The organism is Acinetobacter sp. SA01 (assembly GCF_011319235.1).
Taxonomy (GTDB): domain Bacteria; phylum Pseudomonadota; class Gammaproteobacteria; order Pseudomonadales; family Moraxellaceae; genus Acinetobacter.
Genome location: NZ_WXXM01000054.1, coordinates 1 through 515, shown reverse-complemented (window position 1 = coordinate 515; position 515 = coordinate 1). Strand labels below are relative to the sequence as shown.

At 48.7% G+C, this 515-nt stretch carries 1 protein-coding gene; it reads left to right on the top strand.

Translation table 11 applies throughout. The annotated features are described in order from the left end of the window. A partial coding sequence (locus GTU69_RS16955) for an Ig-like domain-containing protein (protein ID WP_166172232.1) occupies positions 1 to 515 on the top strand: 515 nt, incomplete at both ends.

Here is a 515-nt window from a genome sequence, read left to right as displayed (position 1 = left end):
GGTACAGGTGATACGCTGAATGCAGCGGATGGCTTTGGGGTTGATCTGGTTGCACCGGTGGTTACTGTAAATGACAGCAACACCAATGACAGCACCCCGGCACTGGGCGGTACGGTGAATGACCCGACAGCGATTGTTGTAGTTGAAGTGGATGGTGTTGAATATCAGGCAACGAATAATGGTGATGGAACCTGGACCCTTGCGGATAACGTATTGCCTCCTTTATTGGATGGCAGCTATCCGGTGAAAGTCACAGCGACAGATCCTGCGGGGAACAGCAGTACAGATACCGGTTCGTTAACGGTAGATACTGTTGCCCCAGCAGCGACATTAAGCATTGATGCTGTTACAAGTGATAGCATCATTAATGCAGCAGAAGCGGGTCTAAGCATTAATATCAGTGGTAGCGTGACTGGTGAATATCAGCTTGGTGATGTCGTCAGCCTCAACATTAACGGCAAGTTGTATAACACAACTGTTCAAAGTGGTGGCTTGTGGAATGTTGATGTTGCAGG